Genomic DNA, 26,969 nt, shown 5'->3' on the forward strand with positions numbered 1-26,969 from the left:
TGCAGTATAAATAGTTTGTCTTATTTCTTTAAGTATATACTAATATCAGCCTATGCAGGGAATATAAGGCTTGCTAATGCAGATTATTTATAATATAAAAGCGTTGGAAAACAGCGGAAATTGGCACAGGAATTGCATGTTAAATCGTTGAGAAAATTCAATGATTAAATATGGGGTGAACAGAATGTCCATTACAAAAACAGCTAGTGAATTAAAAAAAGAACAGCAGCAAGAACAGGAATCACTTAATTTATTTTTATCTACTCAAACGGTTATTCAAGAAGCGCTTCAAAAGCTGGGCTATGGTGAAGAAGTATACCATTTATTGAAAGAACCGCTGCGCATGATGACGGTTCGCATTCCGGTTAAAATGGATAACGGATCGGTAAAAGTCTTCACCGGCTACCGCTCTCAGCATAATGATGCTGTCGGGCCTACTAAAGGAGGCGTACGCTTTCATCCTGAAGTAAATGAAGAAGAAGTGAAGGCATTATCCATTTGGATGAGTTTAAAATGCGGGATTGTCGACCTTCCGTACGGCGGCGGTAAAGGCGGAATTGTATGTGACCCAAGAAACATGTCTTTTGGTGAGCTAGAACGACTCAGCCGCGGCTATGTAAGAGCCATCAGTCAAATAGTTGGGCCTACTAAAGATATTCCTGCACCGGATGTCTATACAAATTCTCAAATCATGGCGTGGATGATGGATGAATATAGCCGACTGCGTGAGTTCGATTCTCCTGGTTTTATTACCGGAAAACCTATCGTACTCGGAGGATCTCAAGGACGCGAAACTGCAACGGCTAAAGGAGTAACCATTTGTATAGAAGAAGCTGTTAAAAAGAAAAACCTTAACTTGCAAGAAGCTCGGATTATTATTCAAGGCTTCGGAAATGCCGGCAGTTTTCTTGCTAAGTTCATGCATGATGCAGGAGCAAAAGTAATTGGCATTTCAGATGCATACGGAGCTCTTTATGATCCGCTTGGTCTTGATATTGATTATCTGCTTGATCGACGCGATAGTTTTGGTACTGTAACGAATTTATTTACCAATGTGATCACAAACGAGGAACTATTAGAAAAAGAATGTGATATTTTAGTACCCGCAGCCATTTCGAATCAAATTACGGTTCGTAACGCTCATCGCATTAAGGCTTCTATTGTAGTAGAAGCAGCGAACGGACCGACTACACTTGAAGCCACCCGCATTTTAGATGAAAAAGGCGTGCTTTTAGTGCCAGATATTTTAGCAAGTGCTGGAGGCGTAACGGTTTCATACTTCGAATGGGTGCAAAATAATCAAGGCTACTACTGGTCTGAAGAAGAAGTAGCTTGCAAATTACGCAAGGTAATGGTGGATTCATTTGAAACGGTCTATCAAATCTCTCAAGAAAATGACGTAGATATGAGACTAGCCGCTTACATGGCAGGAATCAAAAAATCGGCTGAAGCTTCTCGTTTCCGCGGCTGGGTATAAGATAAAAAAACGATTTGGAATATAGAGTCCAAATCGTTTTTTATTTGCCTGAACTGCCAAATAATTAAAAGAAAACCTGCTAAAAAAACAAACACGCTTAAAAAATTGGCATATTTATTTATCGCAACTCGGATGATAGCAAAATATTTGACAGTGAGAATGATTTTCAATTATTCTATATATAAGATATATACATACCTATACTAATAAATTGAATGTAGAAAAGGAGAAAGAAAGCATGAGCGTATTAGATATTATTAAAGCCAGAAGAACGATTGGGGCTATGCAAGACAAAGACGTATCAGAAGATGCTATTAACCTTATGTTAGAAGCCGGCACGTGGGCTCCTAACCATAAAAAGACAGAGCCTTGGAAGTTCCGAGTGTTTACAGGGGATTCACGCGCTCGTTTAGGAGACGAAATGGAACGTATTATGAAACAAAAAACGGCTCACTTAAGTGAAGAAGAAGCGTTGAAAAAAACAACAAAAGCTAAAAAAGGCCCGCTTCGTGCTCCTGTCATTATTGCTGTAGCAGTCAGTCCTTCAGGAAAAGTGCCTGAAATTGAAGAAATCTCTGCCGTAGCGGCAGGCATACAAAATATGCTATTAGTAGCGGAAGAACAAAGTTTGGCTACAATTTGGAGAACCGGTGAAATTGTCTATCAGACAGAACTGAATGACTTTTTATCTCTAGAAGACGGCGATAAGCTCTTAGGATTAATTTACGTAGGGCATCCTAATAAAGAAGCTTCATCAAAACGTATTCCATATCAAGATAAAACGATTTGGTATCGTTAAAAGGTTATTTCTGTGTTTCTCTAAATAAGAGGCAGCAGCTTATAAGTTGAGCTTCTGCCTCTTATTGTTTTTAAGAAGTGGCAGAAGGAAACTTAAAGTGAATATCAAATGATTATTTTACAATAAAATCCATACGTATGATTCAAATTGAATAGTAGAAAAGATAATGCTTATGAACCGATAAAGCAGCTCGTAACATCTTATTCTCCCGAGTGACTAGCCTGTATCTCTGTCGTCGTAATTTAAACATAGCCTCTGCTTTTTTTCTTCAACATTATAGTATAACTCCTTAATATATGGAACGGAATCATAGTTCAATTCTATCTCAATGTGTGCAGGTGAATAACCTCTCTCTAGAAATGAACTTACCGTCCTTCTCCTAACTTTTTTCACCTTCTTAAAATCCTTCTAGATAACCTTCACGCCTAGCTGTATAATGTGTTTGCTTGATCCTGTATAAACCTGCCCTTTACTGGCTGTATGCTTTGCGTTGACTGCTTTTTCAAATATAATGTATAGTAAAAATATACTATATACTCCAAGGTGATTCCAATGAGATTTTTGATTGAGTATAAGGATTTTAAGACGAAAGAAGAAACTAACTTTTCTTTGCAATTATTAGATACTTTTTTAAATGAACATTTAATAGGAGAGTTTCATGGAAGCACATTTGAGTGCATGTTGATCCGTTTTATAAATAATCCTAGCTCTAAGAAGAAGTACAAATTACGTGTTCTCTATGAAGATATAGCCGAAATTGAGTTGCCGGGAAATTTTATCAATAACAAAACTCTTAATGTAGAGGATTTCTTAACAGGTCTACATAGAGTTGAAGAGGCTATTATGTTGGTTAAAACTATAGAACTAAAGTCAGAACTTGACTTTAGTGAAGACAAACTTCTATTAAAGTTTCAACAGTCGATAAAAAATGCACCACGTACACTCGAAGAACTAAAGGCATACTTCAAGAAGCAAAAGCAAACAGTTCAAAGTAACTGGGCAAAACTAGCTGACCTTTCAATGAAAAGATCTTTGTCTAATCCAAAACCGCTAACAAAGCCATTAATAACAATTAGTATTTCTGCTCCTATCGAAGAAACAGAACCAAACCACTCTTTTATCTACACCGAAGTTTTCAGCAACCTGCTAAGGAAAGCAGAAGTAATGCTGCCGGGTTATAGTCACATCTTTATACATTTAGCGGACACACTAGTGGAAGCAAAACAAGAATTTGCTCCAAATCACCGGATAAAAGATGCATTTTCGATAATAGATACTAAAAAATATATGGCGAGTGACAACGAAACTAAATCAAATATGATGTTTAGTAGTATAGTTTCAGCATTAAGAAGCATTACGAAGTTTGATCACTTAGAAGAGCATAAAATAGAATCTGTTATTAGAAAAATAAAAGAAGAAGGAACCGACATTGAGCTCACATACTTCTCGAAACAAAATGATAAGTATTTAGCCGAGGTCATTTATACAGCGCCCAAATCTCATCTTACAAATGCTCCATTTAAACTGCGTGTTACGGACCTTAATTCCAACGTTGTTAAAACTATAAAAATAGATGATATTAATTTATTTTGGTGCCCGTATAGCTTCGGAAGCATAAATATAAAAAAAGATTCAGTTGTTATTAAAGGGAGAAAGAGCCAGAGAGCAGAGATTTCAAGGAGAGCTGACAAATTACCGGATGAATACATTTTTAAGATTAAAGATATATTTATTTAGCTTTTTATAAGGGTAATGAAAATTAGTAATTACGAACAGTCAGCTAAAGAAGCGGATAAAATGTTTTATCAGCGTTGGGGAATTTTTATCTTAGTTATAGCTACATTAGTTGTATCAACAATGGTAGGAGTGTTTAACTCTTTAGTAAATAATATTTACTCTAAACGAAAAGAATTTGCGGTTTTACGTGCAATGGGCGTTACTCCAAAAAGTCTTCGTAAAGTCATACTTTCTCAAGTGAATTTGTATATTATTATCGGATTAATCATTGGTACACTAATGGGCTTATTAACAACCTTTATATTACTGCTAGTTGATCCTGGAAAGTTTGTAATAGATTATAAAGTAATTATTACTGTATCGCTTTCAATGTTAGTAGGCAGTGTGTTTATATTCTGGTTTGTTGGTAACAAAATTTCGTCTCAGAAACTTTCAGTTGAGCTTACCAACGATAATAAATAATTTAAACATTAATTAAGTACAATTTCCTTTAAAAAGAGTCAGTAACATAACAAGTTACTGACTCTTTTTTTATGGGTAGAAAGCAAAATAAGGATTTTTAAATTGTAGGAGTAGATCGATATAGCAAAATACTTATACAAACTAGGAAACTGGTCTTTTAAACACCGAAAAAAAGTGTTTTTTAGCACTCTAGGAAAGGGAGTGGTTTTATATTTTTAAAGATAAAACTCATTTCTTATGAACTAGAGACCTTCAACAATTACACAAATTACATTTTCTGATAAAATGTTTGTAAGTTATTTATAATTTTGGGTTTTTATACATATAGGCACAAGAGAAGAAAGTTGATGGCAGCGGTTTAATTGTAGTGGGAATCATTGCTACTTATATTTTGGTTGCGTAGCAAAGGGAGATATGAAAGGATAGGGAACAAAATTATTATTTTTAAAATGAATGGGGTTTTTTTATGTCCATAAACAAGAGTTACAATCACTTAAGTGAGTTATGTTTCAAGTATCAACAAGATAAATTTTATGTAGAAAAGATTCCTCATACTATATTATCCAAATCACAAAAGCGATTTAAAATATCTCCAGATGAGAAAGTTATAGCTTACCTAGATACTACAATACTGGGAGTTGGAAAAAACGGAATTTATTTTACTAACTACGGAATTAGGTGGCGCAATTTAGGAGGAAAAGCGGAAAAGTTAGCATGGGAAGATTTAGATGAAGTGAACAGTATAACTATACAGAAAAATGTAGAAGTTTATTTTGATCATAAAAAGACGTTTCTGTTAGGTGGCGGTACTAACTACCCCGCTACGCTATTTATAGAGTTATTAGTCTCTATACGAGATTATTTAAAAAACTATTCCGTTGAATTACTTTTTGAAGAACATTTACTTCCTTTTTACACAGAGACAAATGAAATAAAAAACACTTGTGTCCTATTTGAAAAGTACGAAGAAGCATTCGAAATTAATAATGGTTTAGTGGTAAAAGAACATATTCCGAAGAATACAGACGAAAAACTACGGGAGCATTATCATTTATCGTCCCAGGATAATATTATTGCCTTCTTATCTACACTTCCTTTTAAAAAACAAAATGGAATAGTTGTTATGGAGGACGGAATTTACTTTAAAGAGCCTTTTGTCTCCTTGTATTATCCTTGGTATGCATTTAGAGATTTGACTATTATGCTGGCCGAAGACGAATTAATTATTGGGAAGAATAATGTTTTTCATTTACTTCACTGTAATATGGATAACTCTGAAGTAATGCTCTTTTTAAGAAACTTACAGCAAGTTATCAATATATTGCACGACGATTACGTTAGTTGTTATAAAAGCTTGTAATAGCAACGAAAAAATAGATATGCAAAAATTATATAATTGTGTAATAGAATTATCTTAACATGTCAACAGGACTCATAATAGCTTTAGCAAACATTTTTAATTCTGGATTCCAAGGGAGTATCCGCTGGGTTATGGTTGGGTGTGGTTTGTTGATTTTTATGTACAATTTAAAAGTAACTTTTAATCAAAAACAAAATGAAGCGGCTAATCAAAATACTGTAGGAATTGTATCTAGAAAAAGGCGTTAATTGTTTTAAGGTTCTGGAGTAAAAATTCTATAAGTAAGAAAGAGGAAAGTAATGGACGTTCAAAAGGTAGCAAACTTATTTTTAATTTTTGTTTTAATTGCAGCATGTATTTCATTGGTAATTGGCTTTGTGGTTGCTGTGAAAAGTACAAACTATAAGAAGGGATATATAAGTACTTTTATATCCAGTGGGGTCTTTTTAATACTTATTGTGAGCTGGTATGATAAAGCATCTTCAAACGTTTTTATGGGGACAATACCTTGGATTTTAAATGTTATTGCCGTCATTATTGTGTTACCACTGTACTTGTTAGTTGCTAGCTTTATATTTAAAAAGGTTACAAAAGGACAAAAAGGAACAAATGAAAAGATTAGCGGTTAACTTACTTTTTTTATCGTTTTTTCTAATCTTCACGATTTTAACTAAATGAAGATACACAAAAAAATTTTTTATCAATATCCTGTTAGAGAAAGTGATTGATATCATTTTCTGTAAAGGAGAGAACGTCTATGATTAAAGTTAACCAACAAATTGTGAAAATAAGTGATCTAAATAATAGTTCGTTAACGAAAGAAAAAGCAGACATTTTAAAACAGATGGATGCCTATAGGGAAGTGTATGAGTATGCTACATTTGACCAGCTTGATTTTGATGTATCTGTTAAATTACAAATTATTGAATCGTCTGTATTGCTGCGCAAAAGCGGCGCTAAGTTTGCTACATTTGCACGTTCTAGGTGTAACGAAAAGTATTGGAAACGAACCGATAACGGAGGGTTTCAGCTACTGCCTACCGTTTCTCCTCATCAGGCCATCGATGATATTTTTTACAACGGACACGAATACGCGTTTGAGTGCGCGACGGCTGTTATCATCATCTTTTACAAAGCTGTATTAAATAATATTGGAAAAGCAAACTTTAACAGGCTTTTTGCTGATCTTTACTTACACGATTGGCAATACGATGAAGATCTGGAGCTCCATGGTTATAAAGGATCTGACTACTTGCCCGGAGACTGTGCGTATTTTAAAAACCCTGATTATAACACTGATACTCCCCAGTGGAAAGGTGAAAACACCATTGTATTAGATGAAACTCTATATTTTGGTCATGGAATTGGAATCACGACGCGAGAAAGAATTATTGAAGTGTTAAATTTAAAGAGAAAAGACGATGCAAAGCAATCAGCTTATCTGTCAGATGAAATTGTGAGGCTGCACACGGCTCACCTCAGTTATTTTGCAGTTAGATACGAACCTGTTGTTTGGTACGATAGAAACAGCGCTATTATTTCCACTATTGGGTCGATTACGTATGTAGCTTGATTGATCAAAGTTTTGATACTTTGGTCTTTTTATGTAAAAAGGAAAGAATTACATGAAGGTAAATTTGAGAATTCAAAAGGATTTTATGTATAAAAGAAGAATCCATTTAATACACAGGTCTTAAAACTAAAGAGAAAGGAGGAGATTCCCATTAAAAATCGTGATAAAAGACGCAAGAGAAAACGCGGCGCATTAAAAGATTATCTGAAAAATAAGCTTGGTCAGCTAAAACCGAAGCCAAACAAAGGACCTGTCTCAAATTTGAAGTCTTCTGCTTAAAACATCCCCCTAGTTTTTATATAGGGGGATGTTTCTTTTGAATTTTCTTTTATTTTAAGGTTTAAATGTTATGAGTGGCATTTAAGGATTAATTTGTGCACAATAGACATTGAATAGTTTATCTAATACGACAACGTAAGGAGAGATTAGACGATGGAAAACATGATTTTAAAACATATGGACGTTGTAAGAGGCATTACAACTAGTATCCTCGAAAAAACAACAGAAGAGGCAGCGGACATCACACCAAAAGGATTCAATAACAATATCCGCTGGAATCTTGGACACATTGCCTTTATTCAAGAAAAGCTTGTGTTTGGCTTAGCTGGTGAACCGATGCAAACGCCAGAGAGTTATGAAAGCTTTTTTGGGGCAGGAACAAAACCTGCCGATTGGACGGAGGATGCTCCTTCTCTTGAAGAAATTGCGAATGTGTTGAAAGACCAAGCACAGCGTATTAAAGAGTTCATGCCGGGGCAGTTTGATAAGCAGTTAATCACACCTTTTACAAATAAAGCGGGCATCAACTTTACAACAGTTGGCGAAACGTTTTTATTCAGCTTCTACCACGAAGCGATGCATGTAGAAACGATTAAGCAAATTGGGAAAGCTGCAGCAGCAGAATAAGGAAATAAAAAAGAATAAATCACATATTCTTCATAACTATTTTACATAGCGCCTATGCATATACTTAGCCATACAGCGCATAAGATGTAACATGAGCTGCTTTTCCTAATGCAGTTCGCAAGGAGGTGACAACGTGAAATTTCTTTCAGGTTTAACGACTCTTCTTGTGATTTTAGGCGGTTTAAATTGGTTAGCTGTAGCATTAGGCGTGAATGTAGTAGAAGAGCTATTTGGCTCTTGGGATTGGTTAGTAACAACGATTTATTGGTTGGTTGGCCTGTCTGCTCTTTATCAAATTTTTGATAAGTTTTTCGGAACGGGAGCGGGTGTCAAAAGTAAAGCGCTATAATAAATATTATTTTTTATTATCTCTTTAGGGAGTTTGAATGTATATTCAAACTCCCTTTTTCATGAACAAAAGACGTGACATCTTTACAAAATACGGTAAAATAAGGTAATAGCTAAAAAGCAGGAGGAATGGGATGGAGATTTGGGGTGTAGTACCTATCTTAGTGTTTGGACTTCTTTATATAGGAGCTATTGCTGGCATTATAGCTGTCGTGGTTATAGTGTTAAAGCGAATGAAAGAGAGAAATCAATATTTACGTGACATACGGGACGAACTGAGAAATCAAAACAAAGCAACTATATCAGAAAATAAAGAATAGAAGGGGTACTAGATGAAGAGAAGTGTACTTCCTATCTTTTTTATCGTGAATCTTTTTTTATTTACTGTTTATTATTTAATCAAGGCTACATCTTTCAGCTAAAGAACCTTCCTTACATATGGGCGATTTATTTACTTCTTGGCACCTTTTTAGCTTTTTATTATATGCTGCGATACAAACAAAAAAGATACGGACAGGTGCTGCTTTCAATCGGTATTTTAACTACAAGCATTAGTTCACTTGGCTGTTTAGGTTTCTTTTATTTCTTTTATCGTGCGATGGGTGGATAAGAAAGAGCACAAAAAGCAGAGACTTCAGTGAAAGTCTCTGCTTTTTATATGGAGATCTATTGTATAATAGAACAAAAGAAATGGATGCAGGAGGGGAAATATGCGAATTGTTTCGCTTTGTCCAAGCAATACAGAATTAATAGCGTATTTAAAATGTGAACATTTGCTCGTAGCAATTGATGATTATTCCGATTGGCCGCAGTCTATTGGAGATCTGCCGCGTTTAGGTCCCGATTTATCTATTAATATGGATGCCGTGGAAGCAGCTAAGCCAGATTTAGTCCTAGCTTCACTAAGCGTTCCTGGAATGGAACGAAATATTGAAGAACTTAAAAAACGAAAGCTTCCTTATATCGTATATAATCCTAATTCATTAGAAGATATTCGTCAAAATCTACAGGACTTAGGCCAGCGATTAGACATCGAAACAAAAGCAGCTGAACTGTTAGAGCGTTATGATCAGTTTCTTTCTACATATAAAGGTACTGCACGTCAAATTGACGAAAAAGCCACTGTATACTGGGAATGGTGGCCAAAGCCTGTCTTTACTCCTGGCAAAGCAAACTGGCTGACTGAAATTAGTGAGTTAGCGGGAGGAGAAAATATATTTGCTGATCACAAAGAAGCAAATGTACAGAGTGATTGGGAAGAAGTGCTCAAACGAAATCCACATCATGTGTGTCTGGCTTGGGTAGGTGTACAGACAAACAAAGTGAATCCAACGATTTTACACAAGAGACCGAACTGGTCTGACATGTCTGCCATAAAAGAACATCGTGTATACGTACTAGAAGAATGGCTGTATTGCCGTCCTTCACCTCGATTGCTGTTAGGATTAAAAAAACTTGCGCCGCTTCTTCATCCAGATATGTTTCCTGCATTTGACGGTAAGGACCCCTTATTACCCTTATTATAAGAAAAAGGAGCGATACATATGAAAGATATTGAACAAATAAAACATACCATTCAACACCGCTATCCTTTTTTACTTGTTGATCGCATCTTAGAACAAGAAGAAGGAAAGCTTGCGGTAGGAATCAAACAAGTAACAGCAAATGAACCTTTTTTTCAAGGTCACTTCCCGGACTATGCGGTAATGCCAGGAGTACTTATTGTCGAAGCTCTTGCTCAGCTCGGTGGATTTGCCATGGCTCCTAATGATCAACAAAAAGGAAGACTTGCTTTTTTAGCAGGGATAGACGAATGTCGTTTTAAGCGTCAAGTAAGGCCAGGAGATACACTGCGCTTAGAATTTGAGGTTCTCAAGCAGCGCGGAAAGATTGTAAGAGGAAAAGGAAAAGCATTTGTAGACAGCGAGTTAGCTTGTGAAGCGGTCATTACCTTTGCTCTTGATGTATAGTACGAAAAAGCAGCTGATGTTAGTTAGAAGATGAAAACGATCAATGTAAAAAAAAGCAAATAATTCAGGATAAAGCGTATCGAGAAAACCGCCTTATATCGTAAGGGCGGTTTTTTATGAATACCTTTTTACCTTTTGATAAAAGAAGAAAAGGGGTATAGAAGAAAAAAAAGGGAGAGGGGAGAATGCAGTGAGAACATTAACGGAAGTTGTTGTATTACTCACACTTTTAGGTACGTATATAGGCATCTCACTACTTGTCTACAAACGGAAAAGAACAAATCCGTTTTTCTACAGCATTTACTTTTATTTAGCTACCAGCGTCATTTTGATTTGCTTGGTTATCTTTTGGCTTCAGCTTCGTTTTGGACTCACTGATAAGCAAGTAGGAGGATTGCTTATCAGTGTGGTGGCATTCTTTTTACTTATTTATGGTTTGTTAAAAACAAGACAAAAAGACAGGTAGCCGATGCTATCTGTTTTTATTTATATTTTTATCAATTGTAGTGTCAATTCGATACATCTCTTCATATAATAAAGATAACAGCTTTCTTTTGCAGGTTAGTTGACATCGCAGCTTATAACTCGCTATTCTTTTGATAATTCATTTTGTGAAAGGAAGTGGACGTATGGATGCATCCCGCATTATAGCTAAGTTAGAAAATCGGATGCCGACAATCCTCGGGATGGAGCAATTCTCCCGCTTCGGCATTCTTGTTCCGCTTATTGAAAAACAAGGGGAACTACATGTTTTATTTGAAGTAAGAGCGCTCGATTTACGTAGACAGCCCGGAGAAATTTGTTTTCCAGGAGGGCGTGTTGAAAAGACGGATGCAGATGAAAAAGAAACAGCTATCCGCGAAACCTCTGAAGAGTTAGGGATTACGCCCCAATCTATTCAGCAAGTACAAGCTTTAGATTATATTGTTTCTCAATTCGGAACAATCATTTATCCTTATGTAGGTTTCATTGATGAGTCGCTTGAACTTCGACCGAATCCTTCGGAAGTAGCAGAAGTATTTACCGTGCCTCTTTCTTTTTTTCAGCGTACCGAACCTGATATACACAATATTCATTTCAGAGTAGAACCCGAACATAATTTTCCTTATGACGCGATTATTGGTGGTGAAAATTATAATTGGCAAACAAGAGAGATGGAAGAACATTTTTATTACTATGAAGATCGAGTCATATGGGGACTGACAGCAAAAGTGATTTATCATTTGGTACATGTATTAAATGACAAATAAAAAGCAGCGAATACGCATTCGCTGCTTTTTTTATATTAAATAGATTGAATAGCTTCTGTGATAGGCGTATCACCTGAAACTAAATCAAAAGAACGTCCGAATGTATGATCTTCGCTTAACGTTTCCACTACAACACGCGCTACATCTTCACGAGGAATTGATCCGCGCTCTTTGTTCTCCCCAGCATCTACACGTCCTGTTCCTGGTTCGTTTAACAATCCGCCTGGGCGAACAATTGTATATGTTAATCCGCTTGCTTCTAAGATTTTATCTGCATAATGTTTGGCTACGTAGTAAGGGATTAGTGATGTATTCCAGTTTTCACGGTGATGTGCTTGAAGGGCGCTTACCATTACAAATCGTTTAATGCCTAAATCTTCTGCAGCTTCCATCGCTTTTACTGCACCATCTAAATCAATTAAAAGTGTCTTATCATGACCTGTGCTTCCGCCTGATCCTGCGCTAAAGATAACGGCGTCACAGCCTTTCATGACTTCCTTAATTTCATGCACAGTGCCTTCCAAGCTTGCAAAAGCTGTTTCGATCCCTCTTGCTTCAAGCTCTTTTGCTTGTTCTTCTTTACGAACCATCGCACGTACAGTGTGCACATCACTTTCATTCAAAATGTTTACAATATGTTGGCCTACTTGACCATTCGCACCAATTACAAGAACTTTCATGTCTAAATTTGCTCCTTTCAAATCCAAATGCTTATATATTATTGTTTCATATTCACTGTTTTCATTCAATAAATGAGCTCAAAATCAGGTCAATAAGGGGAAATTAAGAAAATATATTAAAAAAATGAAAAACAAGAAATAAAAACTAATTTACAAACAAAAAAAGGAAAAAAATAGTTCGTTAAACCCAGTGTCTGAACTATTTAAATTTTGTAAAATTTTCTCAAACCCTTGGTAATACAACACTTCTTAAAAACAGCATCTCTTTTAACATTTCCCGATACAACCTATGTAAACACATTTTGATAATTTTAAACTTTTACTTCGGAAAATTTTTTTGTTATTATGTTTTAGTCATTAAAATATTCATGAACGAAATATTTAGTCCGAGCGGACAAAGGAGAGGATAAAATGAACACATTACAATACTTAGTCGCAGAACGTGCAGAGATTTCTCCTCAACATGAAGCACTAGTTGAACATAATGAACGTTATACATTTAATGAATTTCATGAAAAAGTAAATCAATTGTCTCATTACTTCTTAGAGAAAGGCATTCAAAAAGGAGATCGTATTGGCATTTTAGCTCATACAAGCATTGCTTACCCAGTCGTTACAATGGGGATTTTGCAAGTAGGAGCAGTCGTTGTTCCATTAAGTAAGAGTATGACACCTTATGAGCTTGATAGCATTATTACGAGCGGACAGTTAAAAGCGATTATCCACCACAATGAATTTACGTCTGTATTAGAAAAAGCGGAACAAACGGATGGACTTAGCTTTACGTTAAAAATTGAGGATGCAAAAGAATTTACAACTCAATTCTCAGCGTACAATACAACTACACCAGAAGCCCTTCCTGAAGTACTTCCTGAAGATCTAGCATTAATGATGTTCACATCAGGTACAACAGGCAAATCAAAAGGATGTATGATTGCACACGGATCGGTAAGTGCCTTTTTAAACTCTGGCGGACAGGAAGAACGTGCAAATATTGATAAAAGCATGCGCTATTTATTTGTTCATCCATTCTTCCACATGAGTTCGATGAGCATTTTATTTATGTGCATTAACACAGGAAACACAATGGTATGTTCTGAAGAAACAGATCCAGCTAAAGTAATTGAGGTAATTGAAAAAGAAAACATTAAAATGCTGTTTGCACTACCACCGGCATTAAAATACATCGTAGAAGAGCTTGAAAAAGGAGATCACTATGATTTCCCTCTAAAACTTGCTGTGTCAGGGGGAACAAAAGTATCAGAGTCTTTAATTGAACAATATGATCGTAACGGCATGATTTTAGCTCAAGGGTACGGAAGTACAGAAGCATGGATTATCAGTTCATGGCATCCTCAAATGGGATGGAAGAAAGTAAGCTCAGCTGGAAAACCTGCTCCGCATGTAGAAGTTAAGATTGTGGACCCAGAGACACGTCAAGAAGTACCAACTGGAGAAAAAGGTGAAGTGCTTGTAAGAAGCCCTTATCTGTTTAAAGGCTACTGGCAAAATGAAGAAGCAACAAACGCTGTCTTGCAAGATGGCTGGTTAGCGATGGGGGATGCAGGTCGACTAGATGAAGACGGATTTCTTTATATCGAAGGACGCTATAAAGACGTTATTGTATATGGAGGAGACAATATCTACCCAGATCAAGTAGAAGAAGTTGTCTTAGCAGCAGATTGTGTGTTAGAAGCAACGGTTGTCGGCATGCCTGATGACGTGTACGGTGAAGTTCCATATGCATTTGTTGTTAAACAAGAAGCATCAACTTTAACGGAAGAAGATGTAGTGAACTTCTGTAAAGAACGATTAGCGCCATATAAAGTGCCAACGGTTGTATTTGTTTCTTCACTTCCTAAAAACAGCGTAGGAAAAGTGTTGAAAAACGAAGTGAAAAAACAAGCGTTAGCACATGCGTAATAAAAAAGCGGCTTATATAGCCGCTTTTTTATGTTTCTTGCTGTAATTTTTGAGATATTTTTTTCATAATGTGAAAGTATTGATCTCTTTCTTCTTCTGATAAGTGTGAAAGTAAATCTGACCAAAAATCGACACGAGTAGCTTGCAATATTTCGACAACTTTTTCGCCTTTTTCTGTCAACTCTACCCACACGCTTCGGCGGTTTTGCTTTTTATAAATACGATTCACAAGCTCATCATCTTCTAATTGATTTAATACAATGGTGATAGCACCGGGTGAGAGCCCAAGTACTTTTGTGATATCGCTAACAATACAGCTTTTTTTATCGTGAATAGTCTTTAAGATTGCCTCTTTTGTTGAAGTTAAATGGTAGGGAAGCAAATCATATTTCTCACCAATTACGGTGTTTTTATATTTTAAAAGAGCTTCTTTTACATGATCTATACTTTCTAGCTGATGACTAATCTCTTCTTTGCTATAACGTTCAGTCAAGCGTAAATCCTCCTCATAAAACAAATTCCATTTTTACCATTATACCATGTATAATGCCCATAGAAAAATGAACAACACCGCGAAAATTGTCAGAAAAATTTAAAAATAATTACCATAATTCGTTAAAAAATCCTTGTTTTCGTGCTATTATATATAAGAATAGTAATATTAGGAAACGTATACAACATATGTTTTCTGGAAAATGGGGTCTATGAACATCAATCCGCTTTATCTCATGTGTTGAACAAAGAAAAAAATATAAAAAATGGTGATTATTCACTTTGACGTATCGTCTTTTAGACGGTGTTTGTATAAAATGAATGTATACATATTTTTATAGAAAAAACATATTGAGGTAAAGCCGAGATATGGGGGGATTCAATTACATGAAGAAAGTCTTAGGGGCGCTTTTGCTTGGCGCGACAATTGTTAGTGCGTTTATTGCGTACGGCATGTATACAAATCATTCTGCAAAGCAAACAGCTGCGATAGAACAAAAACAAGCGGCTAAAAAACCAGAAAAAAAGGCTGAGAAAAAGAAAAAGCCAGTCCTTAAAGTCGAAGAACTGACGTATCAGTTAAAAGATTCCCGTACAGGAGAAGTAATGAAAGAATTCAAGCCAGTTCATTACAAGGATAAAGGTGTATATGATCAAGAAATTAAACAGTTAGCGTCTGAGCTGGCAAAAGGGATCGACACACCTATGCAAAACATAAAAATAGATGAAAATGGATCGTTGACTGGTGGGTCCAAGCAAATCATCTTAAAAGAAGCAGAACTTGTTAAAAATCTGCAGGACTTAAATACGAAACAACTGGATGTAAAGGTTCCGATTTACGAAACCGCTCCAAATGTAACGGCAGCATCTGCTCAGGGAATCGCTGATGTATCGCTAGCTTCGTATTCTACACGTTTTCGTCCAAGTGATACAAGCAGAAACAGAAATGTTCAGCTATCAGCAGAAGCAATTAATAACGTTGTATTAGGACCAGGAGATTCATTTTCTTATAATCAAACAGTTGGGGAGCGCACAGCAGAAAGAGGCTATCAGCCTGCCCCTGAAATTATCAATAAACAGCTGGTGATGGGAATTGGCGGAGGTATTTGTCAAACATCTTCTACGTTATTTAATGCTATTGACGGCGCTGGTCTTCAAGTGACAGCTAGGTCTCACCATTCAAAACATGTAGGGTATGTACCTGCAGGAAGAGATGCAACCGTATCGTGGGGAGGACCTGATTTTAAGTTCACAAACAACAAAGATTATCCTGTCATCATTAAAGCATACGCAAATGTAAATACCGGTGTTTTAACGGTAGATGTTCGTACTTCACAGCGTTCCATCTAATAAAAAAAGACGTATCCTAACAGATACGTCTTTTTTTCATTCATTATGCTTGTTGTTGCTCGCGTTCACGAAGTTCCACACGTCGAATTTTACCTGAATTAGTTTTTGGCAATTCATCAATAAATTCAATTACGCGAGGATACTTATAAGGTGCAGTTAGAGTTTTCACGTGATTTTGTAGCTCTTTAATAAACCCTGCATCTGTTGTTTTTAAATGATCAACAAGAACCACATACGCTTTTACTACATGGCCGCGATCAGCATCTGGGCTAGCTACAACGGCACATTCTTTAACTGCTGGATGCTTAATTAATGCATCTTCAACTTCAAACGGCCCAATTGTATAGCCGGAACTGATAATGATATCATCTCCGCGTCCTTGGAACCAGTAATAGTTCTCTTCATCTTTAGAAGCGCGGTCACCTGTTAAATAGTATTTTCCTTTATACGTTTTCTCAGTGCGCTCCATATCTTTGTAGTAGTGCTTGAAAAGAGAAGGGAGGTCTCTACGAACGGCAATGTCTCCAACTTCTCCAGGCTCACAAGGTTCGCCGTCTTCATTAATGATTTCTACAAATCCTTCAAGCATCGGTTTACCCATTGAACCAATCTTCGTTTTTACACCTTTTAAGGTACCAATCAAAAGGGTATTTTCCGTTTGACCGTACCCATCACGTACTTGGATATTAAAATATTTTTTAAACACATTAATCACTTCTTCGTTTAGCGGCTCTCCGGCAGATACAGCGCTATGAAGGTGAGACAGGTCAAAACGTTCAAGCTCATCAATTTTAGCCATAAAGCGATACTCTGTTGGCGTGCAGCACAATACATTTACTTTTTCATCTTGTAAAATTTCTAAAAACTTTTTAGGTTCAAAACGTCCGTTATAGATAATGCCCGTTGCACCTTGTCCAAGTACAGATAAAAACGGAGTCCAAATCCATTTCTGCCAACCAGGACCTGCTGTTGCCCAGACTGTATCGCCTTTTTTAATATTTAACCATTCAGCAGCAGCGATACGAAGGTGAGCATAAGCCCATCCATGAGTATGAACAACGCCTTTTGGCTGTCCTGTTGTACCAGATGTATAAGGAAGAAATGCCGTATCATCTTTCGTTGTTTTAGCTGCTTGGAACTGTTCTGATGCATTCTCAGTCAGTGATTCTAAACGAGTCCATGACGTCTCATCAGCGCCAAACGTAATTTTATGTTGTAGAGAAGTAGGGAAGTTTTCAATCTTATCGATCTCATTGCAGAAAGGATGGTAAGAAATAATCGCTTTTGCTTCAGCGTGATGTAAACGATATTGGATATCTTTTGCGCGTAATAGTTCTGAAGAAGGAATTACAATAATACCTGCTTTTAAACATGCTAAGTAAATAGCATACGATTCAATAAGGCGAGGTGCAATAACCAACACGTGATCGCCTTTTGTTAAGCCTAGCTCCGTTAACCCGTTTGCTACTTTGTTTGCTTTTGCTAACAGCTGGTTATATGTAATTTCCTCACGCACACCGTCAGCGTCCTGCCACTTTAGCGCAAGCTGATCGGATGCATGTTTTTCAATTTCCTCTGTTAAATTGTAATGTTCACTTGGAACTAAGTCTTTTAGTTGAATCATAAAAACGACTCCTTATATTATAGATATCAATGATTTTTTATCATTACTATTATTATATTACTAACTATTAGTACTTGCTACTAATTTGTTTTGGGTTTTAGTAAAAAAGCAAAAAAAGACCCGCTTGTCTTATTACGACAGCGGGTATAACGTATGTTATTTAAATAAGCTCCATTTTGTATGAATAGGTACTAGCTCTTCTTCAGACTCGTCCTCTTCGTATAAACCACGTTCTTTTAAATACTCCACAAAATATAAGTCTGCTTCCTTACGTTCATCATAAGGCTTAATCGATAAAACAAACCCTACTTTATGCTGATCTTCATTTTCAACGCCTGAGAGATACGCTTTTACATTATGCTGCAAGAATAGCTCTTTAGCGGGAATAATTAAGTCTTTGACGAACTTTGACAGTAATTCTAACTCAAAGTCGAAGGTGAACTTAGCAATTTTTTCTAGATCTGCAAATACCACGCCGATAAAACTCGTATTATGTATTTCGTAGTCTTTCGTTTTTTCATCCCATTCAATATGTCCGATTTCCTTTAAGTAATTAATAAAATACCCAATGCCTTCATCGCGGCCAAAAGGTTGCTTAGAAAGAACCAAACCGATCTTTTTGTACTTAGGCAGATACACGCATGAGATAGCGGCTTCAACTTTATGCTGTTGAAATAAGTGCGTTGCCCCTTGAAGTAAGGCATCTAAAACATAATGGGTAATTTTCATTTGCTTACGAGGAAAATGATATTCGTTGCGTGCTAATTCATCTGTATCAGCAAACGTTGCTCCAATAAAGCCTGTATTGGATAGGGTAGGAGGGAGCTTCTTTCTTTTTCTTTTTCGTACCGTCATTCAAAAACACTCCTTGTGATCATCAATACGATAAAAAATAAAACGAACATACGTTCTTATCTAATGATACAAAAAATGTGTCGAAAAGTAAAGAGAAGTTAACGGAGAATTTTTAATTTTGTAATAAAAGTAACTAAGAATTATAAAACGCAGCGGTCGTTAGATATTGGAGAGGAGAGGGGGAACAAAAAAATAAAAGGCTGCAGATGAAAAGCATCCACAGCCTTTTATATATTCATTAACGAGCTTCTGTTAAAGCTACCATATCTTCATCATCTAAATCGATATCTACGTGACAATCCATTGTGTGAATTGTTTTATCTTCATGATTTCCATAATAAATTGTAATGTTCATGAGTATCGCTCCTTTAAAACTGGATAATGACATCCAATTTATACCGTCATCTATTTGTTTAATATTATACCCGATGAAAAAGGAAACTACAACTAAAATCACTAAAAAGCTGATAGGAAAGGGGTTTGTTGTGATTTTAATAAAGAATCTGATAGAATAAAAATACTAATAAGTGTATTTTATTACAGAAAATACGAGGTTTTAACTTTCGTGAATGAATAAAAATCCATTTAATGCAAACATATGTACTAAATGAAAAATATACGTTCAGTAGCAAATAAATCCTGAAGATATTAAACACAAACAGATTTCATCGTTTTGCAAAGGATTCATTGAGAATACGATGAGAAAAATGAATGAGTGTAAAATTTAATTTCTATAAGTAAACTCATTCATTTTCCAAAATCTCTAACTATAATCTAAACATAAACCGAACTGATCAATCCTAAAAATAAACTGGTGAAATTCATATGTATTTCTATAAAATCATATCTACAATTGTTCAATTAGAACAAATATTATGGATAATTAGTTTAGCGAGTCGAGTGAGATAAACATAAACCCTATCTCATTTTTGAATTCTGTCTCACTAACATAAGTATACTTTTAAATTGAGACGGAATTTATGTTTTACCTATTGGTTCCTAGAATATATATTATGTAAACTAGAAAAATTAAAAAGAAAAGGTAGCTTTATTCACCTTCCCTCTAATTTTTAAGAACGAGTTCTATTTGAGCTCATCCATTTGGAATGTTTTTTGGGGGTCATAAACAAATAGTTCGTACTCGACGCCAGTTCAGCGGCCTTCTTCATATAGAAATTTGTTAATAGTTTGTTCAATAACCGCCGATAGCTGAAATCGGACTACATACCAATAAGTTTTACTCTGCATGCATGTGGTCAACAATTATCTCACTTGTGATTCTTTATATAGTACCGCTTATGATGTACATAAGTGAAATCAAATTTATCAAGCATATTATGGTAGCTTGTGGGATATATCAAAAAATGTTCATTTAAGAACTTTAGGAGTTGAAGATTTTAAACGCTTGGAGGATATTAGTGTATTACCTGATTGCTGTTGGTTGGAGGAACTGACGCTTGCAGGCGGTGTAGTGTCTAATACGCTAAAATTGAGCACTTTAAGCCCGCTAAGTCGTTTGGTTAATCTTAAGACGTTAGAATTAAATAATATCCGTATTAAAGATGAATCATTATCCCCTCTTCAACATTTACAGGATTTAAGAGAGTTGCATATTTCCAATCAATTTCCAACAGAAGAGTATGCAAAGCTTTCGGTTCACTTACCTAGTACTACATGTAATTTATTTCAGCCTTATACAAAATTACTGCAGCATATTGACGGAAAAGATGTAATGGTTACTGGGAAACGAAAGCCTTTCTTGAACTCAGTATCTGATGCATCAAGATTAGAGAAATATGAAAAACAGTTTAGGCAGTTTCAGGATAAATATCGTGCCGAACTATATTCGTAAAAGATACAAACAAATTAAATGTTATAGTTATAAAGTTGGAGGAAAGATAAATAGACGAGGCTGTTAACAGTCCCGTCAAAATAAATGTACAATACATATGTAATTAACGTGTATAGCATCACTGTGTTTAGAAATCGCTATACTCGACTAAATCTTTATCTTCAATAAACCCAGTAACAGCTGACAAATCTGATATTTTCCCTTCACCTGTAGACAAATTTAAATTTACATCACCTTCCCTATTTGGTACCTGCAATGGGTGAGCCTGCGCTTGGAGCATTCCTTTAATTACGTCTAGCTCTTTACTTATGTGTTCAAACATTTTATGGTTATTTTCTTTTGTAGAAGAATTGTGTTCAGGTGATGTTTGTTCCAAATCGCGCAAAATTAATGTGGAAATATAATCACCGAGTTTTCGTGATTTTGCATATTTTTCAAGGTTTTCGTAAACAACATCACAAAGTTGATTAGTCTTGATTGTAAATGCATTTTGACGTTCTGACATGCTTTTCACCTACTTTTTAAATATAGCTTTTACGAAGAGCGCCTAAGCTACGAATCTCTAAACCAAATAAATTTAAATAGCGACTGTTTTCAGGAAACTTATGGTACCTCTCTGTTCGTTCTTGACCAATTTTTTCATTTATGACGTTATTTATAGTTTGTTTTAATACAGCTGAAGCTCCACCGGTATAAATGTACTTCCTCATTTTATTCACTGGTGGAGGAAATGTGTAATTTAGGGTGTCTAAAAGAATGTTAACGTATTCTTTCAACGATGCTTGGATTTGATCTGAATAATCTGTTGACATACCTGTATACTCATTTTTTAGCTCGAATTTTTGGTTCTTGTGATTTTCAAAAATAAACTGATCAAATTCCCTCAAGTATTCAAAAACTCTGGGGAAATTTTCTTCTCTTAATTTGTTAAGGTGATTTAAATAAGAAAGGTTTTCTATACAACGAAAGGCGTTTCTGTTGTTCATAGTGGTCAACCCTTTATCCAACATAATTGCGTTAATAGAGGTTCCACCGATGTCTATTAAGACTGTCTCGCATTCGTCATATTCACTTGCACTTGAAAGGTTTTGTAATAAAAAGTCCTTTTTTAAAGCGAGTTTTGAGATCTCTCCTTCCTTTAAACAGACGCTTCTTTTAACTAGAACAGTGAAATTTTTTTTGTAGCCAGGTGTATAAATAGAGAATTTGTGTTCCCCTTCAAAACGTTTTGCCATTTTTGTTTGAGCTACTTTAAATGTAATTTCTCTTCTTAAAAGCCAAATAGGTAAAGCGGTAGAAAAGTAATCAATTTCTATGTGATTATCAAATTCCGGGGTTAGTTTAAGGGAATGATAATATGTAATAGCTGCTAAAAAAGTAATATATGGAATGTCGCTTGAAGTTTTATTTTGAATTACATTAGGGGTATAATTTATTTGAGAATAACTATCCGAGTCACTTATTAAAAAGTATCTTTCTTCTTCGTGTTGATTTAAAAAAGTTGACAAGACAATATTGTTTTTAAGACTAGTCGAATCACTAAAATTATTTTTAAAATAAGAGACGGCCTCGTCCTTATTTATCTCGATTACATTAGAAGGAATGCTAAAAAGATATCCATCAATAATGTTTTTGTTAGAAAAACTTCCAGAATCTTTGTTATAACGCGTAATCTTCATTGTAAAACCCCTTTTAAGTTGAACATAAGTTGAACTAATTATATAATGATGAAACTCACAAAATCAACACTTTTATTTTGGTGATGAGTGTATGTAAGGTGTTATTTAACATATCTATTCTTATAGTTTAGTAGTATTAAAAAAGCCTCCTAAAATAATTTAAGACTTTAAAATTCTATAGATTTACCTAGTCGTCCACCTTTATTAGTAACTGTTTAAAACCAAATATATAGTAGTGTCGAATTTCATACTTCATCAAAGCCCTCACTCGCTAAGGTATGTTTCCCAATCGTAGTCATGAATTTTATCAAATTGCCCAAACTCATTTCTTTCATAAGCACATAGAGGTGATTCATTTATAAAAGCTAAAATTGAGTCATCAACATTTAAAACAACTCCTAGAGCTACAATTTGAAAATTATCTGGATTACTAGTAAATTCATCTTCTTCGTATCCGCTAAAGATAACCCATCCTGAATCATTCGGTTCATTTGGTTTATCCTTTAACAGAAAATTAAACTCGTTTCTTTCTAAAACATCATTGCTAACTGTTACGAGGGCATTAAAGTAATAGTCCATCTTTGCAGCGTCATCGTCTTCATATTCAGTATCACAAATATGTTTAGTGCCAAAATGCAGGATTTGACCAAGTTTTAAGCTCTTTAAATGATAAGGTTTATTATCAAGCTTTCCAACAAAGTTCTCTTTGTTTCTATCCGTAATTTCCACCCACATTCTTTCTCCTTTGTAACCATCTGTATCTGAATCACTAAAGAAAACTAACTTCACCAGGTCTCCCGCTTTTAATTTATCCGTCACCGCTTTGCTTGGCTTGTAAAATGTATAAGGAGATTCTTTGTTTCTTTTGTAAATATTATCTAATTGCCAAGGTGTATTATCCTCAATTTTTTTATTGTTAGAATGTTTTTTGAACCAATTTTTCATACAATACATTACCTCTTTGATTTATATAATTTAAATTTCTTTAATTGGATACTGAATTAAAATGGATTCTAACCCTTGAATAAACGCATCTATGTAAGTTAAATCTGTTTCAAATTCAAACTTTAGCTCTGTTCCCCAGCCAGCGGGATACTGTATAAACCCATCTACACTAACATTTTTTCTTCCATTCATAGTCAATGTAAAACCAAAATAGGGTTCAGTGGGTTCAAAAAGTACTTTCTTCTGCTTTAAAGCTGAGAATTTCTTTAACTCGTTAAGATAGTACTTTATTGTACGCCCTTCTAAAATAACCTCGTCAATTTCAGCTTTAAATGCAGGAATATTAAATGTAAGATAATTTTTATGCCAATCTGCATCATGTACGTTATCCGCTTCAGGGTATGCGTATGCATAAGTACATATCTTAAGATAAGACAGTCCATCTTGTGAAGACAACTCTGCAAATGGATATTTGGAAAAGTAACTTTGTTTCACACAAGTTCCTTCTTTCTATATAAAGATATATCACTGTGTACGTTAATAACGTTATGTAAAAATCATTATTTGCCTGCTCTCTATTCTATCTTTACAAACAAAAAAGATAAACTAATTAATATTTATTTAGGCTCCTTATATCCAATGAACGTAGATCACAAAAGAAAAGGTCTAGAGAGTTCTCTAAGCCTTTTCTTTTGAAAAAACTAAGTTTAACACAACTTAAAAATTATGGAACAAAAAAAGAGCAATCATGCGAATAATGACTGCTCTTTCCTTACTAAAACTTTAATGTTTCACAACAGTTACATACGTAACTTTACTTACATTATTCGAAGCATCTTTAGCAAAAAGAAGGAGCCCTTCAATAAAGGACTCCTTCTTCTGGAGAATACTTTCATTCTAAGTCCAACTGATCAACCATAGTACCATCAATAGGGTCTACAGTATACCAAGCTACTGTTGCAGTATGCCCTTCTCCAGTTTCTTCATCATCAATAACCACATTATAGGCATGAATAACATATTGTCCGTCCGAACCAATCCCATCTAATTCAACAATAGTATCTGAACTTTCCGGTATTCCTAATTTTTCGCGGACGAGTTGAACAGCTTGTTCTTCAGATACACTTTGCTCCGCTAAACCTTGCTCTGCAATTGCTTGTGAATCTTCCGCTTGAGTGTCTGACTCCAATATTTCTTGCTCTGCTTGGGTGTCATCATCCGCTTCTTCTTCCTCATCAGCTTTTGCCTGAGCTTCCTCTTCCTCCTGCTGTTTCTTCTCTTCTTCTGCTAAACGTTCTTCCTCCGCTTTACGATCTGCTTCTGCCTGCGCTTCAGCTTCTGCATCAGCCTTTGCCTGCGCTTCTTCTTCTTTTTGTCGGTCTTCTTCTAGTTGCGCATAGTAATCATCTAATTCCTTTTCCATTTGCTGCTGTTCAAGGTCTGATAATTGCTTTTGTTGTTCTTGTATTTGGTTTTGAAGCAAAGCAATTTGTTCTTCTGAAGCATTATCAACAAAATTGATGTTTTCTACATAATCACCACTCGCGTCAAAATTAACTTCCATCATACAAAAAACATTTTGCTCTTGATTAATGCCATAGTAAATATACTGATTGTCACCTACTTGGATATATTGATAACCATTCATTACGTTTAATAAGTAATCGCGATCAGCTTCTTTAGAATTAACTGCTTTTTTAATTGTTGATGCTTTTGTTTGCAATGTATTCGGCGATGATTCTTTTACAGCCGTTTTGTTGCTATTTTCTTTCGTATGAACCGCTGTTGATTTCTCTGTAGGCTCTTCTTTTTGCGATACAGTTTCACTGGACTCATCGCTACAGGCTGCTAGCAATATAGCTAATAATGGAATACCAAAAGCAACTTTCAACATTTTCATAGACTATTATCCCCTTTTTTTATCTTTTTTTAGGTTTTATATAATTCTAAAGAACCATAAAACCTTAGGGGTTATTATACCAAAATTAAGAAAATATAAGAATATTTTCTTGTTTTATTTATGGTATTTTTTGAAAATTTTTCTTTTTACGTATAAAATAAGAAAACACAAAGCCATGTACCTTTTTCAGAACGCGGCTTTGTGTTTTCTTAGCAAATGTTAATGATGAAATCCATTGTCGTATTTCGTATCTTTAAGAACAGGTCTATCCAACGAGTTAAGAAATTCAACAGCTTGTTTAAAATTAACCATAAATAAATGAGCAAGGTCTCTTGAAAATCCATTTCTAACGACAATACGCATGATTGTTATTTCTTCCATATCTGCTGGGAGTGGATAAGCAGGCGCTTGCCATCCATACGTGCGCAATTGTCTAGACAAGTCATAAAGAGTCCAGTTTGGCGTGTATCCTTCTTTTAGTTTCCAAGCAAGAACGGGGATATCTGAACCATCGGCGATAATTTCGAATACTTCCATTTCTCCAATTTCTTTGCTGAGAAACAGCGCGTTTTCTTGTGAAGTTTTTTGCACGGCATAATAGCCGTCTTTCCCTAAACGCAAGAAATTGTAGTACTGTAAAAGAACTTGTGCTCCTGGTCTAGAGAAGTTGAGCGCAAAAGTTGGCATGTTGCCTCCTAAATAAGAAACGCGGAAAATAAGATCTTCAGGCAAGTCTTCTTTTTCTCTCCAAATCACCCATCCTAGACCAGGGTAAACTAAACCATACTTGTGTCCTGACACGTTAATGGACTTTACTCGCGGCAAGCGGAAATCCCAGATAAGGTCCGGTTGAAGAAATGGAGCGATAAAACCTCCAGAGGCAGCATCTACATGGATAGGAATATCTAACCCTGTTTTTTCCTGTAACTCATCTAATGCTTTTGCGATAGCAGCAATTGGTTCGTAAACTCCCGTATACGTCACTCCAAGAATCGGTACGACACCAATTGTATTTTCGTCAACCGCATTAATGACGCCTTCTGGATCTAAATAAGGATGATCTGCATTAATGTTCACATAACGAGGCTCTACGTCCCAATAGTTTGCGAACTTCTCCCACACCACTTGAACGGATGAACTAAATACAATGTTCGGCCGGTCTGTTGATAGCCCTTTACTTTTACGCAGTTTCTGCCAGCGTCTTTTTAACGCTAGTCCGCCAAGCATACAAGCTTCAGATGAACCTGTAGTAGAAACGCCCATCGTTGTATCAGGATTAGGTGAATTCCAAAGGTCCGCTAAAATACGTACGCATCTCTCTTCAATAGCTGCTGTTTGCGGATACTCGTCTTTGTCAATCATATTCTTATCAAAAGATTCGCCGTACAAACGCTTTGCATCAGGCTCCATCCACGTAGTGACAAACGTAGCTAAATTCAAGCGAGCATTTCCGTCTAAAGCAATTTCGTCATGAATGATTTGATAAGCTGTTTCTGGAAGCATACCTTGATCACTAATACGCAGCCTTGGAATCGTCACTTCTCCTTGTCGAGAAAAAAGCGGATTAACAGGAAATTCATCAGGTAAATTTTTTTGTTCACGATGCGGGTGCCATTGAGGCATAAAGTATCATCTCCTTATGTATAGTGCACTTTGTCTAACAAATTGCTTTACGTTCATCTGGTGTTATAACAACAGGTCTCCTTTACACATTATGAGCTTTGAAACCTATTTTCATTCTTTTCATTATCCTCATAACATAAGGGTGACCTTTATTTAGTGATACT

The 26,969-nt window shown here is 35.6% G+C and carries 29 protein-coding genes; 19 read left to right on the plus strand and 10 right to left on the minus strand.

From position 1 onward, the window contains the following. Window positions 1-184: 184 nt before the first annotated feature. From ACOZIR_RS21370 to ACOZIR_RS21440, 15 genes are all read left to right on the plus strand, one after another. Complete coding sequence (locus tag ACOZIR_RS21370; RefSeq protein WP_045294730.1) at window positions 185-1,477, plus strand: Glu/Leu/Phe/Val family dehydrogenase; 1,293 nt, start codon at window positions 185-187, stop codon at window positions 1,475-1,477. A gap of 238 nt (window positions 1,478-1,715) precedes the next feature. Further along, window positions 1,716-2,276, plus strand: a complete 561-nt coding sequence (locus ACOZIR_RS21375; protein ID WP_421535806.1) for a nitroreductase family protein — start codon at window positions 1,716-1,718, stop codon at window positions 2,274-2,276. A gap of 552 nt (window positions 2,277-2,828) precedes the next feature. After that, a complete protein-coding gene (locus ACOZIR_RS21380) occupies window positions 2,829-4,013 on the plus strand; it encodes a hypothetical protein (protein ID WP_045294734.1) in 1,185 nt (394 codons plus the stop codon). A gap of 15 nt (window positions 4,014-4,028) precedes the next feature. Continuing rightward, window positions 4,029-4,475: an FtsX-like permease family protein gene (locus ACOZIR_RS21385; RefSeq protein ID WP_045294735.1), complete on the plus strand. Its 447-nt coding sequence runs from the start codon at window positions 4,029-4,031 to the stop codon at window positions 4,473-4,475. 466 nt (window positions 4,476-4,941) lie between these two features. Further along, window positions 4,942-5,835, plus strand: coding sequence for a hypothetical protein (locus tag ACOZIR_RS21390; RefSeq protein WP_045294737.1), 894 nt, complete (start codon window positions 4,942-4,944; stop codon window positions 5,833-5,835). A 59-nt stretch (window positions 5,836-5,894) separates the two neighbouring features. Further along, a complete protein-coding gene (locus ACOZIR_RS21395; RefSeq protein ID WP_141541139.1) occupies window positions 5,895-6,083 on the plus strand; it encodes a hypothetical protein in 189 nt (62 codons plus the stop codon). A gap of 51 nt (window positions 6,084-6,134) precedes the next feature. Further along, entirely contained in the window at window positions 6,135-6,464 is a 330-nt protein-coding gene (locus ACOZIR_RS21400; RefSeq protein ID WP_045294739.1) for a hypothetical protein, read from the plus strand. 128 nt (window positions 6,465-6,592) lie between these two features. Then, a complete protein-coding gene (locus ACOZIR_RS21405; RefSeq protein ID WP_045294741.1) occupies window positions 6,593-7,408 on the plus strand; it encodes a protein-glutamine gamma-glutamyltransferase in 816 nt (271 codons plus the stop codon). Between the two features lie 432 nt (window positions 7,409-7,840). Further along, complete coding sequence (locus ACOZIR_RS21410) at window positions 7,841-8,314, plus strand: DinB family protein (protein WP_045294744.1); 474 nt, start codon at window positions 7,841-7,843, stop codon at window positions 8,312-8,314. A 133-nt stretch (window positions 8,315-8,447) separates the two neighbouring features. Further along, window positions 8,448-8,663, plus strand: a complete 216-nt coding sequence (locus ACOZIR_RS21415; protein WP_045294746.1) for a DUF378 domain-containing protein — start codon at window positions 8,448-8,450, stop codon at window positions 8,661-8,663. Between the two features lie 133 nt (window positions 8,664-8,796). Beyond that, window positions 8,797-8,982: a hypothetical protein gene (locus tag ACOZIR_RS21420; RefSeq protein ID WP_045294748.1), complete on the plus strand. Its 186-nt coding sequence runs from the start codon at window positions 8,797-8,799 to the stop codon at window positions 8,980-8,982. Between the two features lie 390 nt (window positions 8,983-9,372). Next, entirely contained in the window at window positions 9,373-10,188 is an 816-nt protein-coding gene (locus ACOZIR_RS21425) for a cobalamin-binding protein (RefSeq protein WP_045294750.1), read from the plus strand. Window positions 10,189-10,206: 18 nt separating this feature from the next. Further along, complete coding sequence (gene fabZ, locus ACOZIR_RS21430; RefSeq protein ID WP_045294751.1) at window positions 10,207-10,632, plus strand: 3-hydroxyacyl-ACP dehydratase FabZ; 426 nt, start codon at window positions 10,207-10,209, stop codon at window positions 10,630-10,632. A gap of 190 nt (window positions 10,633-10,822) precedes the next feature. After that, window positions 10,823-11,098 (plus strand): hypothetical protein, encoded by a 276-nt coding sequence (locus ACOZIR_RS21435; RefSeq protein WP_014459988.1) that lies wholly within the window; start codon window positions 10,823-10,825, stop codon window positions 11,096-11,098. 163 nt (window positions 11,099-11,261) lie between these two features. Further along, window positions 11,262-11,882 carry an NUDIX hydrolase gene (locus ACOZIR_RS21440; protein ID WP_045294754.1) on the plus strand — a complete coding sequence of 207 codons (621 nt, stop codon included), beginning with the start codon at window positions 11,262-11,264 and terminating at the stop codon, window positions 11,880-11,882. 35 nt (window positions 11,883-11,917) lie between these two features. On the opposite strand, the gene ACOZIR_RS21445 is transcribed toward ACOZIR_RS21440, so the two are convergent. After that, complete coding sequence (locus ACOZIR_RS21445; protein ID WP_045294756.1) at window positions 11,918-12,562, minus strand: SDR family oxidoreductase; 645 nt, start codon at window positions 12,560-12,562, stop codon at window positions 11,918-11,920. A 411-nt stretch (window positions 12,563-12,973) separates the two neighbouring features. Here ACOZIR_RS21445 and ACOZIR_RS21450 point away from each other — a divergent pair, with 411 nt between their 5' ends. After that, the gene (locus tag ACOZIR_RS21450; protein ID WP_045294758.1) at window positions 12,974-14,485 is read left to right on the plus strand and encodes a class I adenylate-forming enzyme family protein; all 1,512 of its coding nucleotides are present in this window, start codon (window positions 12,974-12,976) and stop codon (window positions 14,483-14,485) included. Window positions 14,486-14,513: 28 nt separating this feature from the next. On the opposite strand, the gene ACOZIR_RS21455 is transcribed toward ACOZIR_RS21450, so the two are convergent. Then, window positions 14,514-14,978 (minus strand): MarR family winged helix-turn-helix transcriptional regulator, encoded by a 465-nt coding sequence (locus ACOZIR_RS21455; protein WP_045294759.1) that lies wholly within the window; start codon window positions 14,976-14,978, stop codon window positions 14,514-14,516. 386 nt (window positions 14,979-15,364) lie between these two features. On the opposite strand from ACOZIR_RS21455, the gene ACOZIR_RS21460 reads away from it, so the two are divergent. Continuing rightward, entirely contained in the window at window positions 15,365-16,327 is a 963-nt protein-coding gene (locus tag ACOZIR_RS21460) for a VanW family protein (RefSeq protein ID WP_045294761.1), read from the plus strand. 43 nt (window positions 16,328-16,370) lie between these two features. On the opposite strand, the gene mbcS is transcribed toward ACOZIR_RS21460, so the two are convergent. Further along, entirely contained in the window at window positions 16,371-17,951 is a 1,581-nt protein-coding gene (gene mbcS / locus ACOZIR_RS21465) for an acyl-CoA synthetase MbcS (protein WP_045294763.1), read from the minus strand. 156 nt (window positions 17,952-18,107) lie between these two features. Further along, the gene (locus ACOZIR_RS21470; RefSeq protein ID WP_045294764.1) at window positions 18,108-18,806 is read right to left on the minus strand and encodes a hypothetical protein; all 699 of its coding nucleotides are present in this window, start codon (window positions 18,804-18,806) and stop codon (window positions 18,108-18,110) included. Window positions 18,807-20,056: 1,250 nt separating this feature from the next. Here ACOZIR_RS21470 and ACOZIR_RS21475 point away from each other — a divergent pair. Both ACOZIR_RS21475 and ACOZIR_RS21480 read left to right on the plus strand, forming a co-directional pair. Further along, window positions 20,057-20,182 (plus strand): hypothetical protein, encoded by a 126-nt coding sequence (locus ACOZIR_RS21475; RefSeq protein WP_375156321.1) that lies wholly within the window; start codon window positions 20,057-20,059, stop codon window positions 20,180-20,182. Beyond that, on the plus strand, window positions 20,152-20,658 hold the full coding sequence (locus ACOZIR_RS21480) for a leucine-rich repeat domain-containing protein (RefSeq protein ID WP_152640867.1): 507 nt from the start codon (window positions 20,152-20,154) through the stop codon (window positions 20,656-20,658). The genes ACOZIR_RS21475 and ACOZIR_RS21480 overlap by 31 nt, the downstream gene beginning before the upstream one ends. A 127-nt stretch (window positions 20,659-20,785) precedes the next feature. On the opposite strand, the gene ACOZIR_RS21485 is transcribed toward ACOZIR_RS21480, so the two are convergent. From ACOZIR_RS21485 to ACOZIR_RS21510, 6 genes are all read right to left on the minus strand, one after another. Continuing rightward, complete coding sequence (locus ACOZIR_RS21485; RefSeq protein WP_045294765.1) at window positions 20,786-21,163, minus strand: hypothetical protein; 378 nt, start codon at window positions 21,161-21,163, stop codon at window positions 20,786-20,788. Window positions 21,164-21,179: 16 nt separating this feature from the next. After that, window positions 21,180-22,337, minus strand: a complete 1,158-nt coding sequence (locus tag ACOZIR_RS21490) for a membrane protein (protein ID WP_045294766.1) — start codon at window positions 22,335-22,337, stop codon at window positions 21,180-21,182. Window positions 22,338-22,601: 264 nt separating this feature from the next. Further along, entirely contained in the window at window positions 22,602-23,282 is a 681-nt protein-coding gene (locus ACOZIR_RS21495) for an immunity protein Imm33 domain-containing protein (RefSeq protein WP_045294767.1), read from the minus strand. 30 nt (window positions 23,283-23,312) lie between these two features. Continuing rightward, on the minus strand, window positions 23,313-23,777 hold the full coding sequence (locus tag ACOZIR_RS21500) for a WapI family immunity protein (RefSeq protein ID WP_310878805.1): 465 nt from the start codon (window positions 23,775-23,777) through the stop codon (window positions 23,313-23,315). Between the two features lie 397 nt (window positions 23,778-24,174). Further along, complete coding sequence (locus tag ACOZIR_RS21505; RefSeq protein ID WP_045294771.1) at window positions 24,175-25,182, minus strand: hypothetical protein; 1,008 nt, start codon at window positions 25,180-25,182, stop codon at window positions 24,175-24,177. Between the two features lie 219 nt (window positions 25,183-25,401). Continuing rightward, window positions 25,402-26,805 carry a glutamate decarboxylase gene (locus ACOZIR_RS21510; RefSeq protein WP_415383280.1) on the minus strand — a complete coding sequence of 468 codons (1,404 nt, stop codon included), beginning with the start codon at window positions 26,803-26,805 and terminating at the stop codon, window positions 25,402-25,404. Window positions 26,806-26,969: the final 164 nt, after the last annotated feature.

This window comes from Priestia sp. D3YE.R1 (assembly GCF_049199565.1).
GTDB classification, from domain to species: Bacteria; Bacillota; Bacilli; order Bacillales; family Bacillaceae_H; genus Priestia; species Priestia aryabhattai.

Bases quoted from the DNA above. Each gene is read 5' to 3' on its own strand.
- ACOZIR_RS21370 (WP_045294730.1), top strand. From the start codon at position 185: ATGTCCATTACAAAAACAGCTAGTGAATTAAAAAAAGAACAGCAGCAA.
- ACOZIR_RS21375 (WP_421535806.1), top strand. From the start codon at position 1,716: ATGAGCGTATTAGATATTATTAAAGCCAGAAGAACGATTGGGGCTATG.
- ACOZIR_RS21380 (WP_045294734.1), top strand. From the start codon at position 2,829: ATGAGATTTTTGATTGAGTATAAGGATTTTAAGACGAAAGAAGAAACT.
- ACOZIR_RS21385 (WP_045294735.1), top strand. From the start codon at position 4,029: ATGAAAATTAGTAATTACGAACAGTCAGCTAAAGAAGCGGATAAAATG.
- ACOZIR_RS21390 (WP_045294737.1), top strand. From the start codon at position 4,942: ATGTCCATAAACAAGAGTTACAATCACTTAAGTGAGTTATGTTTCAAG.
- ACOZIR_RS21395 (WP_141541139.1), top strand. From the start codon at position 5,895: ATGTCAACAGGACTCATAATAGCTTTAGCAAACATTTTTAATTCTGGA.
- ACOZIR_RS21400 (WP_045294739.1), top strand. From the start codon at position 6,135: ATGGACGTTCAAAAGGTAGCAAACTTATTTTTAATTTTTGTTTTAATT.
- ACOZIR_RS21405 (WP_045294741.1), top strand. From the start codon at position 6,593: ATGATTAAAGTTAACCAACAAATTGTGAAAATAAGTGATCTAAATAAT.
- ACOZIR_RS21410 (WP_045294744.1), top strand. From the start codon at position 7,841: ATGGAAAACATGATTTTAAAACATATGGACGTTGTAAGAGGCATTACA.
- ACOZIR_RS21420 (WP_045294748.1), top strand. From the start codon at position 8,797: ATGGAGATTTGGGGTGTAGTACCTATCTTAGTGTTTGGACTTCTTTAT.
- ACOZIR_RS21425 (WP_045294750.1), top strand. From the start codon at position 9,373: ATGCGAATTGTTTCGCTTTGTCCAAGCAATACAGAATTAATAGCGTAT.
- fabZ (WP_045294751.1), top strand. From the start codon at position 10,207: ATGAAAGATATTGAACAAATAAAACATACCATTCAACACCGCTATCCT.
- ACOZIR_RS21440 (WP_045294754.1), top strand. From the start codon at position 11,262: ATGGATGCATCCCGCATTATAGCTAAGTTAGAAAATCGGATGCCGACA.
- ACOZIR_RS21445 (WP_045294756.1), bottom strand. From the start codon at position 12,562: ATGAAAGTTCTTGTAATTGGTGCGAATGGTCAAGTAGGCCAACATATT.
- ACOZIR_RS21450 (WP_045294758.1), top strand. From the start codon at position 12,974: ATGAACACATTACAATACTTAGTCGCAGAACGTGCAGAGATTTCTCCT.
- ACOZIR_RS21460 (WP_045294761.1), top strand. From the start codon at position 15,365: ATGAAGAAAGTCTTAGGGGCGCTTTTGCTTGGCGCGACAATTGTTAGT.
- mbcS (WP_045294763.1), bottom strand. From the start codon at position 17,951: ATGATTCAACTAAAAGACTTAGTTCCAAGTGAACATTACAATTTAACA.
- ACOZIR_RS21470 (WP_045294764.1), bottom strand. From the start codon at position 18,806: ATGACGGTACGAAAAAGAAAAAGAAAGAAGCTCCCTCCTACCCTATCC.
- ACOZIR_RS21475 (WP_375156321.1), top strand. From the start codon at position 20,057: ATGTGGTCAACAATTATCTCACTTGTGATTCTTTATATAGTACCGCTT.
- ACOZIR_RS21485 (WP_045294765.1), bottom strand. From the start codon at position 21,163: ATGTCAGAACGTCAAAATGCATTTACAATCAAGACTAATCAACTTTGT.
- ACOZIR_RS21490 (WP_045294766.1), bottom strand. From the start codon at position 22,337: ATGAAGATTACGCGTTATAACAAAGATTCTGGAAGTTTTTCTAACAAA.
- ACOZIR_RS21495 (WP_045294767.1), bottom strand. From the start codon at position 23,282: ATGAAAAATTGGTTCAAAAAACATTCTAACAATAAAAAAATTGAGGAT.
- ACOZIR_RS21505 (WP_045294771.1), bottom strand. From the start codon at position 25,182: ATGAAAATGTTGAAAGTTGCTTTTGGTATTCCATTATTAGCTATATTG.
- ACOZIR_RS21510 (WP_415383280.1), bottom strand. From the start codon at position 26,805: ATGCCTCAATGGCACCCGCATCGTGAACAAAAAAATTTACCTGATGAA.